Raw genomic sequence first — 14,359 nt, 5'->3', positions numbered from 1 at the left:
ATCAAGACTTTAACTGAAAGCTCCTCCGCATACGCGTCGAGGAGCTTTTGGCGTTCCTGCGCACTGTCGAGCTCGCCGGCGCGAAGCCGCTCCAGGTAGTCATTTCGTGTGAAGCTACATCATTCCTCACGAAATGCTTTCATTACCTGATCTGTAAATGGCTTCGTAAGATAGGACCACGCCGAGCGTTCAGCCGTGTGGACGTAAACCTCGATTGGCATACCCGGCATAAGCTTGAGGTCCCTGATGACTTCCTGTTGGTCAATCATCGCCACTGTCGCGAGATAATAGGGCTGACCGGTCGTCTTATCGATCACGGTCGCCGCGGCGACGAACTCGACGATTCCAAAAACCTCCGGAGTGGTTGCGCTGTTAAACGCGGTCAGCCGCATTCTGGCCGCTTGTCCCGGCGTCACGCGATCGATATCCGCAGGTGGAATCCGGATTTCGACCTTCATGTCGTCCGTATCGGGAACGACTGACATTATGGTCGCCCCTGCGCCGATTACACCGTTGATGGTGTGTATTTGCAAGTCATAGACAAAACCATCGACAGGTGCGCGTACCTCCATCCGTGAAAGGCGGTCGTGCGCAGCGATTTCACGCTCCGTGAGTTCGGCGAGCTTTGATTCGATGGAGACAATCTCTTTCTGAGTTTCAGAGCGCGTCGTCTGATCGATTGAAAGAAGCTTGATCCGCAGTTCGCTGATCTCTCCTTCGGCTTCTGCCACGCGGGCCGCGACTTCGCCGCTTGTTCCATCGATGCGGGCGACCTGCTTCTGAAGGTCGCGAAACTCCGATAACTTGATCAGCCCGCCTTTGGCGAGCCTCTCACTGACGCTGATCTCTTCGGCAATGATCTTCTTTTCAGCTTCGTTTGCTTTCCTTTGTGAAATCAGCCCGTCAATCTGATCTTCCAGTTGGGAGATTTGCATTTCCAACTGCTGTTTCTGATTCAGAATCATCCGCCGATTTTCCTGAAACAGCTTGGCTTCATTCCGTGCGAGCTCGGGAGTGACAGATGTATCGGTAAATTCAAGGGAGTCCGCACTGTCACGCTCCGCCTCAAGCCGGACTTTCATTGCGCGCAGCTGAGAGAGCTGGCTTCGGATGATTGTCAGTTCCACCCGCGTCTGTGTCTCATCAAAGCGAAGCAGTACCTCCCCACTTTTTACGGCATCTCCATTGGCCACGGGAATGTCAGCGACAATCCCGCCGTCACGGTGCTGAATGGTCTTTACCTGATCGGGGACGACAAGCTGGCCCTGTGCGATAACCGCGCCCGCCAGTTTTGCCTGAACCGCCCATCCACCAACGCCGAACACCAGGAATGCGGCGAGAACGCCTGACACAACGACGCGCGGCGCGATACCGAACGACAATGTTTCTGATTTCGCTTGTTTGTCTATGTTCTTGTACTCACCCGTCATGTCGGTACGCTCCCCGATTATGGCTTTTCGCCTTTTTTGTTAAGCTCTTGCCAAGCCTGCGTCGTCATGGCGAGCCGCAAGAATGAAATCGTCTTCCGTCAATGTCTGGTGGCTGTAGATAAGCAGCTCAAGATCGTCCTGTTCTCCCTCGAGATCGATGACGGCGCGGACGATTGCAGTCTCGCCGTCCGAAAACTCGCTGTAGAGCCGTATGCGTCGCACATCCTGCTGGTCATTGATCTCGTCCATGATCCGGTCGAACATCAGCCCGCCGATTTCATCTGCGAGATCGGATAGATCAATCCGGTCACCGATCTGGAAGTCGAGTATTTTGTCTGTTCCCTGCCCATTGTTGGATACAGCCTCCACCGAGCGGAAAATGAAGACGTCGTTGCCTGCGCCGCCTGTCAGGAAGTTGATTTCCGAATTGGCGACCAGCACATCGTCGCCGAGCCCTGCAATGGCGACTTCGAAACCTTCCAGCTGATCTGCACCGATTTCGACACCTGTCGCCGTTCCGTCCTCAAGGTCGATGAAAACAGCCGTGATGGTTGCTGAGGCATCGTAGGTATCAATGCCCTCACCGCCTGAATATTGATCGTCACCATCGCTTGATCCGTTGCTGGTGAAAAGAACGACGACCGTATCGTCGCCTGCGCCACCGCTGACGGTATCGTTGCCATTGCCAGCGATAAGGCGATCGTCGCCAGCTTCTCCCATCAGAAGATTATCACCGTCATCACCGGTCAACGTGTCGTTTCCACTGCCACCGATGGCTGCTTCAAATCCCTCGGCACGGTCTGTCCCGATCTGCGAACCCGATGCTGTTTCAGCGGCAAGGTCAATGACCACTGCCTCGGAAGCCGAGGACGCGTCATACGTGTCGAAGCCATCACCGCCAGAATATGTGTCGTTACCATCGCTGACGGAGGCAAGCTGCGCCGACGCTCGCGCCTCCTCAGATCCGGGGCCGATGACGATGACGTCGTTACCCGCGCCTGCTATTATGGCGTCTTGACCAAGACCGCCCGACAACATGTCGTTGCCATCACCTCCATCGAGCAGGTCATCGCCCGCTTCCCCTGAAAGATCATCGTCGCCTGCCTCTCCGAAGAGACGATCGTTGCCGTTTCCGCCACTCGCCGTGTCATTGCCATCGCCGCCGACCACGACGTCTTCACCGTCTTCGCCATAAATCTCGTCATCGCCTGCACCACCGAATATGACATCGTCGCCCGCGCCACCGAAAATACGGTCGTGGCCAGCCTCGCCATAGATCGTGTCGTTGCCATCGCCCCCCATCAGGGTGTCGTCGCCGTTACCGCCGTAAATGACGTCATTGCTTTCGCGACCATAAACGAAGTCGTCTCCGTCCAGAGCCGCTATCACGTCATCCTGGGGCGTGCCCAGCAGCATGTCATCGTCATCCGTGCCTGCGATTGGATGCGGGGCTGCTTTGACGAGATCGAGCATGGCCGTCGCCAGCACGGATCCGATTCCGTCGCTGATGCCATAGGTGAAGTTGACTTCGCCAACGTACCCGCGGTCGGGCGTGTAAAGCCAGACACCCTCGCCATAGTGCTGTATGTCGCCCGAAGAAACCTGAAGGTTTCGAATTGACAGGGTGTCGCCATCTGCATCGGTTGCCGCAGACGCCAGGTTGTCGAGAAGGATCAGCGCTGAAAGATTCATCAGGCTATTTCCAAGGAGCACCCGTCCGGTAACCACGGGCAATCGATTTGGACGTGCTTCGCCTGTCGGCGGATTGCCGCCACCTGCGGACGGCCCACCATGATCCCTTGGATTTCCATCCGGATCTGTACGAGGCTTTTCAGGTTCACCGGCGTCTGCGTGCCACCGGTCGTTCTGATGCCAAGTGATGGCAGTTTCGTTGCCAAACGCGCCGAGTTGCGTCAGCGGCGCAAAATATCCGCTGATCTCGTGATTGTCGTTTGCGGACAGGGACTGGAGAAGCGAGCGAAACGCATGATTTTCGAGGTTCAGGTCCACCCTTGCGTGGAAGGTGGAAGGTATTTTGCTGGTTTCAGCAAAAAACCTTACTTTGCGTTCAGCACGGCCGGCTTCTTCCGCCATCTGGCGGAGATATTCCGCGACTTCCTCAATAATGCCGATGTTCTTCGCGGCGTCGTCCGAACCCGTTTCTGTCTCGGCTATTGGACCTGGCATCAGAGGCTGATGCGGGGCATCCGGTTCGGAAACCTGCGTTTCGGAATGGAGCTTGCCAAGACAAGCGCCGATCGCGGCAAATGCGATGGCCGGGTTGACGATGCTCCAGTAGCGCGGGGCCGGCTTGTCGCGAGGTTCGAAGCGGTTCTTTGGCGCGATGGAGGCTGCCACGTCCGGCAGTCCCAGAACAAGCTTGTCTTCCATTGTCTGTTCTCCTCCTGTTGCCTCTGTGCGTTGCAAAGCGACAAATCTACTCTGCTGCGAGAGTATTGCCGGACGGCGCCTGAACGCGTGTATGTTCCGAGCGAAGCAGTTGCGGTTGTGGCCCTTTTACAATTTCGTCCTTCGGACCAAACGCTACGAGCTTCCCGGCCTGGACAACACCGACCATGTCAGCAGATTGCAGGGCGCTTGGGCGGTGGGCGACAACCACAACAATGCCCCCGCGACAGCGAACTGCGGCAATCGCTTTCATCAGCGCTTCTTCGCCTTCGGCATCAAGATTGGAATTCGGCTCGTCCAGCACGACCAGGAACGGATTGCCATACAATGCGCGTGCAAGGCCGATACGCTGGCGCTGGCCAGCAGAGAGCGACATGCCGTTTGGTCCCAGTTCTGTCTGATAGCCATTTGGCAGACGAACGATCATGTCGTGGATGCCTGCTGCCCTTGCAGCCTGAAGGATCGTCCGTGCCTCCGGTGTTTCGGCAAACCGTGAAATATTCTCTGCAATGGTTCCGTCCATCAGGCAAACATCCTGTGGCAGGTAGCCGACATGTTCGCTGAAGAAACTCGATGGCCATTGTTTGAGATCGGCACCGTCTATGCGTACCGAGCCGCGAAGTGTCGGCCAGATGCCAAGGATCGAGCGGGCAAGAGTCGTTTTGCCGCCCCCGCTTGGACCGATCAAGGCAAGTGCCTGGCCCGCCTTCAGTTCAAAGCTCACATCACTCAACAGGACGGCACCGCTATGCGGCGCGACCGTCGTAATACCCTCAACGGATAGAGTTTCCTTGGGCGCAGGCAGATTCAAAAGTCCGGTGTCGTCGTCGAGGACGGCGAGCGTTTCCTTCAGCCGAGCGTGACTGCGCCGGGCGGAAACCATTCCCTTCCACTGCGCGATCGCCTGATCCACGGGTGCAAGTGCCCGTGCTGTCACGATCGAAGAGGCAATGATGGAACCAGCCGACAATTCTCCTTTGATTGTGAGATAGGCGCCCAGACCCAGAATTGCGGACTGCAGCATCATCCTCAGAACCTTTGATAAACCCGAGAACGTTCCGGAGATGTCGGAGGTCTTGGTCTGTGTATCCAGGTGACGTCGGTTGGCACGCTCGAAACGGCTGACAGCACGCCCGGAAATGCCCATCGAGTGCATGATATCGCTATTCCGAGCGTTGGAATCGATGACTGCATTTCGCAGCACGGTCGACTTCAGCATCTCTTTGGCATGACGTCGCGTCAGAAGTTCGGTGCAAAGTGTTAGGAGACCGAGAACGACGGCCCCGCCAACGGTCAACATGCCCAGCATCGGATGCAGCAACCATACGAACGCAAGGTAGATTGGCATCCAGGGCAAATCGAAAAGTGCGATGAGGCCGGGACTTGCCAGGAAACCGCGGATCGTATCGACATCGCGACCACGCTCTGTCGCTTCGGCAGTGGAATAGCCATAGCGCGGCATGTCTATCACGACTTTGTGGGCCAGCGGAGCCAGTTGTGTATCAAGCCGCGCGCCAAGCCGAACCAGTATCTGCGAGCGCAGAATGTCGAACAGCCCCTGGAAAAGATAAAGGCCGATGGCGAGGCCAGACAAAGCGACAAGCGTAGACACGCTTCCGCTGGTCAGCGCCCGGTCATAGATCTGGAGCATGTAGAAGGCGCCGGTCAGGGCTAGAATGTTGATGATGCCGGAAAGACCGAAAACAAACACCATCAAGCCACCCATGCCATTGATTTGTTGTTCTTTTTTGTTGCAGGTGCCAGTCATCTCAAAATCCCCTTGGAAGCTTTGCCGAAATTCGGCGTCAAGTCCGTGGGATGTGCTCGAATGATATAGTTGAAACCCAAGACATCCCATTCCACTGGCAACGCCGGTGCCAGTCCTCACCGGCGTTGGAACTCAAAGGGAACGGGAGGGTTGGTGCCCCCCCCGTTCCCTTGCGTTGCTCAGGAAACTCCGGAGAAGTCGCTGCTCGTCAGGTGATGCTTTCCAGAGACGGCCAGTTCGAAGTCAGCATTTCCGTCTGCATCGGTGTGACCACGAATGACCGTGAAGTCCTCCCCGTCACGGACTTCGTGCGTAATCGCAATTCCCCCCGTCGCAGTCAGCGATGCTGGACTGTTGATCGTGAAGGTCTGCTTGCCCGAAGCGCCTGTGTTGGCATCGATTGCCGAGAAGTCGATCTTGTCTCCAGGCTGGAAGCCGTAGATTGAGTCGCCGTTGGCCGCACTTGTCGTTGTGAACCGGAAGGTGTCGTTGCCAAGACCGCCATCCATCACGTTTGCAGCATTCGAAGCAGTGATCACATCATGGCCGGAGCCGCCCACGACGTTCTCGAAGCCGTAGAACGTGTCGTTTCCTGTCGTTGCGCTGACGGCAGTGCCATGTCCCATGAGGCCCGTGCCGAGATCTACGGTCAGGTTGGACGTTGCAACGGAGTAATCGAGCGTATCCTTACCTCCATCGCCCCAGTACCGGTCGTTTCCGTCGCCGGCAGTCGCAAGAACGATGTCGTCCCCATCGCCACCCCAGGCCTGATCATCACCGGCACCACCTTCGATGATGTCGTTGCCGGAATCTCCGAAGAGAAGGTCGGCCCCGCTGTTTCCGAAGAGCACATCGTGGCCAGCGCCACCATGCAGTTCGTCGTCACCGCTGCCACCGCTCGCCACATCGTTGCCCGCAGCAGCGACAATGACGTCGTCCCCGTCTTCGCCCCTCAGGATGTCAGAACCTGCGTCGCCGGACAGGACGTCTGAGCCACCACCTGCGAGTATCGTATCATCGCCCCCCTGGCCGGCGAGTACTTCACCGGCAGCAGTACCGATCAGTGCAACGGCTGCGATGGGGATCGAGACAACGGGTCCATCGTCATCGTCGTCTTCGTGCGAGCAGGTGTCATCATCGTCGTTCTCGCCTTCGCCACCTTCGTCGTCGTCGCCGTCATCCTCATCCTCATCCTCATTGTCGTCTCCGCCTTCATCGTCGTCCTCTTCGTCGTCGTCATCATTATCGTCGCCGCCGCCGTCATTGCCGCCGTCGTCATCATCATCATCATCATTGTCGTCGTCGTCGTTTTCCTCCTCGTTGTCTTCGACACGTGGCGAGAAGATATCTTCTTCAAGATTGGTCAGGCCTGTGTTCCGAGCGATGATGTCGGCAAACTCCTGACCGTCGATGAAGTTTTCGTAGAAGTCGAAATTGTCGAACCGCTCCGTATAGTAGAAGCGGTCAGCTTCCTGCAGGCGATCGAACTGCTCCTGGAGGACGACCCAGAATGTCTGGCCGACCATGCCGCCATTGATATGCTTCTCCGCAAGCCCGCCGACCCACAGATCGACACGGTCGATACCTTTGACCACACCGGTTCCATTCGGTTGGATTGCAATCTCGATATCAGGATTGATCGCGCGGAAAGCTGCGATTTCATTCGCCTGGAGAACGAGATCCGGGTAAGCCTGCCGGAATTGCGAGATCACGGTATCCGAGAGGCCGTTGCGGCTCTGGAAATCCTCCCAGGACGTGTAGGCAGTCATCGCTCCTGCATAGCCTACCGCTTCTGCAACATAGGGGTCGCTGGAGGCTGCGAGGTCCATTCGAACCTGATTGAGCGTTCCAAGACCAACATCCCAGCCGCGGGCCACATTGAAGGCAAACAGGTCGGCGTTGATACGGACGAGGTCGTTTCGTACGGCGTCGACAATATTGAAATCGACAGCTTCGGCAGGTTGCGTCGCAATCCCACCAAGGATCGCACTTACACCAAGCTGCTCATAGCCTTCCTGCGGCACATATCCGAACTGCGCAAGCGTGCTGAGTGGCAGCTTGAAGGCACTTGGATCGTTCGTGGGGTTCAGGAAGGCATCGAACAATGCCACCTGCGTCGGGTTCCCATCTGCGTCAAGCACCGTTATGGTCTGGCCGATCAGCGAATGACCGACACGATAGACGGCAGCGGCGAATTCATGACTGATCGCAGCCGTGGCATCCGGATTGTACTCAGAAAAACCGTGATCACCGTCTCCTCTTATGCCGCCGATCAGCTTGTCTGCAAACTCGGTGAAGACAACACGCTGATATTCGGCTTCATTGATCATCTTGGCGGCCTGGAAAAGCTCTTCGGCAGTTCCATCGAAGCCGGCTGCCTCAAGGCCTTCCACATGAAAATTATGGTTTCGGGCCCATATGGTATGCATTGAGGTGAGCGCAATGTTCTCGTTCGCCCGGCCATCGCCTGCCACGTAGTGGTCGAGCAGGCTGATATAGGGGTTGGTGTCAAGAAGCAGTGCATGCGTGCTGCCCATGAAGTCCGAAGCAAGTCCGGAAACCATCGCCTCGTTGATCACACCTGCCGTTACGAGCCCGGGAAAATATGAGCGGAAGCTTGCCTGACCGCCTGCGAGAGTAGGCGAGTGGAAAACCGTGTCGTTCTCCCAGTGATGCAGGATCAGGTCACGCAATGTCGGCATCAGCTTGAAGTTTGGATTGGAGGGATCCGCACCGCCCTGAAGCAGATGGGCCCCCAGACCGCCCGATCCATCGCCCTCACGCAGGAACTGCCCGACGAGATCATTGGAACCGTAAGCCTGGTTCTGATCGACGAAGGGTGATGTCTTGTTTATGTGCTGTGGCACGCCATCGTCGTAGTAGGCAACGGTTCCACGTGTCAGATCCGCCGGATTTCCGGAGCCCGGAGCGCCGTTGCCCGGAGCGCCGATCTGGATAGTGCCGTTGCCCCCTTTGCCCAGAAAATCGAGGCCGTGGTCGAAATACTGCCCGAATGCCATGAAGAAGATGTTGGCATCTTCTGCTTTCGGCAGGTCTGCTTCCTGTGCGCCGAGAATATTGCTGATATTACGGGGATCGAGCCCGGCAAAGATCGGATTGATCGCGGAATTCCCGAATGCATCCGGCTCGCCATAGTGCGACTGGGTGATGCGGATGAATGGTGTGTCCACCGCGCCGGCATCGGGATTTGCGACATTGTTGCCATAACCGGAAAGGGTACGGACACCTGTTGGAACAGGATCATCGCCGTCTTCCGGGGATAGACCATTTACGAGCGCTTTGAGGCCGGCCAGGTCACTTGGCGTGTACTCGAAGGCGCCGGTAATGTCGTCACCACCCTCGCTTGAAGTTGCTTCCTGGAACTGGGGCACAACGTTGCCGCTAAAGGTGATGGAATGGGTTCCATTGGAGAATGATTTCGTACCGTTGCCGTTATCGACAAGGGTGTAGCTGGAGAGCTGCTGTCCCGGAGCCAGTTCGATCACATCCTGCGGCCGAAGGGTCCCGATGATCGTATCGTCACCGCCATTGCTGCGGAATAGGATACGATGTGCTGACATCAACCCGGAAATATTGACGGTCTCGTCGTCTGCTCCGCCATTTATGGTGATTGTATTGAAGCTCAGATTGGTCGGAGAAAAGTCACCAATTGCGAGGACGGTATCGTTCCCTGCCCCGGTGTTGATAAGTATTTCCTCGATCTCGGTCAGTTCTGCAATAATCGAGGCGTTGTTGGTACCATTGCGCGTTATGACGATTTCCGTTGTTGCAGCAATCCCTGTCATTCCCGCACTGACAGCTGCGGCGCGCGTATAGACCCGATAGGTTTCTGGCAGCAACGTTCCGTTGATTACGAAGGTGTCTCCGTCAGGTCCTTCCGTGCCACCATTCACGGTGTCACGGCCGTCGGAGAGAGCCGCGACCAGGTTGGCGCTCCAGTTGATGATATCGTCACCGCCCAGAGCGTTGATCGTGTCGTTGCCACGGTTGCCGGTAATGATATCCGCTCCGGCCGTGCCGGTAATGGTGGTGCCAGCATTATTGGCGTTTATCACATCGCCCACGACCTGGGTTGCAGCCGATACCACCTGTTCAGCAGAGCCAAACCCATCGATGAAGCTCACGACCACGCGGACCTGCTGGCCAACCTGTGCCTGTTGAGGAGTGAAGCTGGCCGAATTCGCTCCAACATTGGTCCACGTCGTGCCGTTGACCGATGTCTGCCACTGAAAATTGAATGTTCCAAGGCCGTTTGCATCGGCAATACCGGCAGTATTTGCAGTCAACGTTTGCGTTTCGGTCGGTGAAGTATCGCTGATAACCGGTGCACCAGTCGCAGCGCTGTTTGCAAGGGCGACCTCGACGCCATCGGAAAACCGCGCGGCCTCGATGTTTCGCAGGGTATCGACGCCATCCGAGACGAGATTGCGCTCGGTCAACGGATCAATAACGTTGCTGACGGTGTTATGGGTCACCGTGAAACTGCCGTCCGCATTTCTGACAATCGTATAGTTGGCACGAACGTCGTTGAACTCTGCGGTATCCGTACCCGCCAGAGCGGTGCCCGATGAGACAATTTCTCTCACGATGTGCAACTGGCTCGGCACGATGGTGCGGGAGATCATCAGCTCAAAGAGTGACTTTCCAGCCCAGTCCGGATTCTCGTCTTCGGTGAAGACGTGTTTCAGGCTGTCCACCGTTGCAATCTGATTGCTATCCGAGTTTTCGGCGCCGGCGGGCGTGATGCGGATACGAACGTTGAGCCACGCGTCACCATCCAGGAAGTCATCTCCGCCATTTCCTCTAAGGGAGTCACTTCCTGCTCCGCCGAGGAGAATGTTTCCACGGTCGAAAGCAGTGATCGTTTCGGGATCGGCGCCTACCGGAGCCGCCGCAATCAGGTTGCCAAGCAACTGGCGCAGTCCCTCGATGCGGTCCACGCCTGCCTGTGTCAGGCCATCGTTGAAGAATATGCCTTCGGTCGTGGCAACCGTATCGCCAGGCGCCACGTCGCCGAAGACACGATCGTCTCCAAGCAATGTGTCATTGTGGTTCCAGCCGGAAAGTGCTTCCGTCTTGTCGAAGCGGTTGCGAAGAATATCTTCCTGTTCCGTGGTGAAAATCGGGATGCGCATGTCGGCGTATGCGTTCATCTGGACGCCCTTGAAGATTGCCCAGTCGAAGCCGAACATGCCCTCGTTACGCATGACGCTTTCGCCCTGGACCATGATGTCGTCACCGGATTCGGCATCGAAATCATGTTCTTCATTTCCGGCAAACATCACGTCGTGACCAACGATCGACGAATTGAAGAACAGTTCGGAGTTGTCGCCAGCCGTCGTGTCGAAGCCGCCGCCAGCCTCGATCCAGTCGTCGCCCTCATTGCCCAAGAGGAAATCGACGCCGTCACCGCCAAGGATGAAGTCATCGCCATCGCCGCCGAAAACTTCAGTGTCGTCGACACCGACAAAGACGACGTCCTTGCCTGTTCCGCCCATGACGATATCCATGCCGTTCGAGTTGGCGATCACGTCGTCGCCTTCGTCGCCCTTCATAAAGTCACCGGTATCGCCCGAGTCGGTGATGATGTCGTTGCCTGCACCGCCGTTGACGAGGTCGACGCCAGCACCGCTTTCGATCCGGTCGTCACCTGCGTCGCCCCAGATGCCATCGTCGCCGAAATCGGTAATGATGGTATCTTTGCCTATGGTGCCGCCGACCACGATATGTTCACCACCAGTGAAGCGTAGATAGTGTCCTGTGGTGCCGCTTTGATCGGCGCTGGTGTCAGCGATGCTTTCGTCCACGTCGGCTGTGGACAAGTCATCGCGCTGGACTTTACCAAGACCCAGTGCCGCCATGATCGGGTCGTCGCCTTCGGGATCGTCGCCGACCTGGTTCGCCTTGTTGATCTCGAGGACGAAATCGTAATCGGCGAAGACGTCGACGCCGAGGTGACGGGCGATCACGTCGTCTGCCGTGCCTCGGATACCGTCAGCACCGGGCTGTGCGATATCGGTATTCGCCATGATCATCTTGGCGAACGAGTTCTGCTCCAGCATGTTGAGGAAATTCTGGCCCTGTGTACGGGTCAGATAATAGAACCTGTCGCCATCCTGCAGATTTTCGAGCTGCATTTCGAAGATCGCATTGAATGTCGAGCCGAGCATGCCACCGAAGGGCATCTTCTTTTCCGCAAGGCCGCCGATCCACAGATCGATGAGGTTGAGGCCAGTTTCCACGCCCGCCCATGTTCCTGTGCTCGTCAGATAGGCAACACGGTCGGCGGGAGCACCATCGCCGCCCATGACGAGCGCTGTTGCAGCCGCACGCTTGCCAGCCAGCGTGGTTTCGCCCGTGATTGTTCCATGCGTGCCATAGGCTGCGATGAAGTTGATGACAGACGCGGAGTTTTTCAGATTGGCGGCAAAATCAACCCAGTTATCGTAGGGCTTCAGGAATGTGGAGCCGCTCGCCGCATACAGCTGGGCGCGGGCGTCGTTGAGGGAAGGCACGCCCGTATCGCGGCCGCGAGCAATGTTGATCGCTCCAAGATCCAGCGGCAGGCCTAGCAGATTGTTGCGCAGGGAGCTGACGATGAATTCGTCGATTTCATTGCCATGCTCGACGACCATGCCTCGCACGATCGCGCCAGCAGCCTCGTCTGCACTGATGGTGCTGTTGAGATCAAAGGCGACCGGATTGAGGAAGGCCTGTATGAGGCCTAGCTCGGGCTCGGTCGCCGCCGTTTCCGTACCATCCGCATTCAGGAAAACGCGTGGCATACCGTCCGTCAGCATGGAGTGTCCGAAGCGGTAAACCGTATGGGCAAATTCAGCGAAGATTGACGGATTGACGTCCGTGACAGAATTGAAAACAAAGACATCGATCGCGGGCTGAATCTTGCGAGCGAACTCTTCGAATACCAGGTGCTGATACTGCATCTCGGTTGCGAACCGCGCTGCCTGGAACATGCGCTCGCCGTCCCAGTTCAAACCTTGTGCATAAGCAAGCTGATCAAGCGCCGGAAGGTTTTCGAAGCCAGCCGGAAGGCCGCCGATATCCGTGGCCAGCCATTCGTTGATGAAAGCCACATTGCCGCTTTGCAGGATCGTCAGTTTCTGGGAATCGACCTGGCGATTGTGCTCGGAATGGAAGATGTGATGGACAGCAGTCAGACCAATATTCTCGTTGCCGCGTCCGTCACCCGTGATGAAATGCCGCTCCAGCAACTCGTTGTCATAAACACCGGATGCGAGAGGCCCGCTGTTGACGACACCATCGGCATCCGCAGTCTTCAACGCGCCGGTCTGGCTGTTGAAGGGGTTGGCATTGTGCGCGATGTCGTCCAGGAAGGCATGGCCGGTCCGCAGCGCCAGCGATGCGAAGGTATTGACAGGTGTCGAGGGTGTGCCGGAGACGACAGCATCGTCAGCCGTGTTTGGAATGCCATCTGCGCCGATACCCGTTACAACCTGCGCATAACCTGTCACAGGATGGGGAATGAAATTGCCATACTGGTCGGTGCGGATCAGAGGCAGGTTGACGACATCCGCATCACTCAACTGGATGCCGAGGAATTGCAGGGCATTGGCCTTGATATCTGCCCACGTCGGAAGGCCACCATGTGTTCCTGCGGGAGAACCTGCCGGGGGAGGGCCATCAAGTAGACGCCCGGTCGCAACGGTGACGCCTCCAACCGTTGCGTATTCACGCAGGAAAACCTGATGCGACGGATGGGAGGTGTAGGTCTGGTTCTGATCAACGAATGGAGTTGTGGTGTTCCGGGCCTCGTGATGCGTGTCATCGGCCGTTCCCATGACCCCGTCCGCACCGGGGCCATCGACAGGATCTGCTCTGGTGATGACCATGAAACGCAGGCTGGGAGGCAGGTCGTCCGCTGTTCCTGGAAGCCCGTCAGCTCCCAGCACCAACGGATCGTCGGCCTGAAGCGGAATGAAAACCGAGCCGTTATTTCCTTTACTGATCAGGTCAAGACCATGGTCGAAGAACTGGCCGAAGAATGTCATCCATGCGTTGAACGGGGCCGAGAGGCCTTCGTCAGGCGCAATGTTGGGGATAGAGGCAAGGTCGGCATTGGTGAGGTACACACCATTGGCGCCGAGCGGCTCTCCGGGCGCCACCGGCACCATGCCAGGATTGGCTTCCTCCCATGCCGCGACGGCCAGAGGATTGTTGAACCAGGCCGATACGGCAGCCGGATTGTTGATGCTCATATCGGAAATAAGGTTCGAGATGATGCGCGGGTCTGCGTCCGCAACGTTGCCTGTATGACCGCCATTCGTGCCGGATGGTGCACCGACAACGTTATAGTCGGTGTTGGTCACAATGGCTGGGCCGCCAAGCGACATCGTGTCGTTATCGGCGTCGTTACGGAAATTCGGATCAAGCGCGCGTGGCATGGCTTGATCGGCAGCGCCCCAAAGTTCGCGGCCGGGGACAATGTTGTTATAGCTGCCATCTACGGTACGAAGGCCGACCGGCACATGTGGATCGGGAATGGCGCGAGGCGTTGCCGCGTTGCCGAGATAGACGCCGGTGACTGCATCATACTGTGTCCGGTCTGAAATCACCGTTCCATCAGGGTTGAGCCGGATTTCAGTGAGTGGGACGCCAGAGGCGTGGACTTCCGAAACCTTGATCTGGTGAAGAACAAACGCCAGGTCGGCCTGGTTAAGTGTAAAAGCAGCCATTTTCCCCTCCGAAGCGC

General features: G+C 57.1%; 4 protein-coding genes. All 4 read right to left on the bottom strand.

Features of this window, described 5'->3' with window-relative positions:
* Positions 1–119 precede the first annotated feature (119 nt).
* The 4 genes from N7578_RS01880 to N7578_RS01865 all read right to left on the bottom strand — a co-directional run bounded on the left by N7578_RS01880 (position 120) and on the right by N7578_RS01865 (position 14,342).
* Positions 120–1,430: an HlyD family type I secretion periplasmic adaptor subunit gene (locus N7578_RS01880; RefSeq protein ID WP_311108620.1), complete on the bottom strand. Its 1,311-nt coding sequence runs from the start codon at positions 1,428–1,430 to the stop codon at positions 120–122.
* 39 nt (positions 1,431–1,469) lie between these two features.
* On the bottom strand, positions 1,470–3,821 hold the full coding sequence (locus N7578_RS01875) for a cadherin-like domain-containing protein (protein ID WP_311108619.1): 2,352 nt from the start codon (positions 3,819–3,821) through the stop codon (positions 1,470–1,472).
* 46 nt (positions 3,822–3,867) lie between these two features.
* Positions 3,868–5,553, bottom strand: a complete 1,686-nt coding sequence (locus N7578_RS01870; RefSeq protein ID WP_422646654.1) for a type I secretion system permease/ATPase — start codon at positions 5,551–5,553, stop codon at positions 3,868–3,870.
* Between the two features lie 233 nt (positions 5,554–5,786).
* The gene (locus tag N7578_RS01865; protein ID WP_311108617.1) at positions 5,787–14,342 is read right to left on the bottom strand and encodes a peroxidase family protein; all 8,556 of its coding nucleotides are present in this window, start codon (positions 14,340–14,342) and stop codon (positions 5,787–5,789) included.
* Between the last annotated feature and the right edge of the window lie 17 nt (positions 14,343–14,359).

It is taken from the genome of Agrobacterium tumefaciens, from assembly GCF_031801495.1.
Lineage (GTDB): Bacteria > Pseudomonadota > Alphaproteobacteria > Rhizobiales > Rhizobiaceae > Agrobacterium > Agrobacterium tumefaciens_K.
This window is presented reverse-complemented; position numbering and strand designations above follow the sequence as displayed.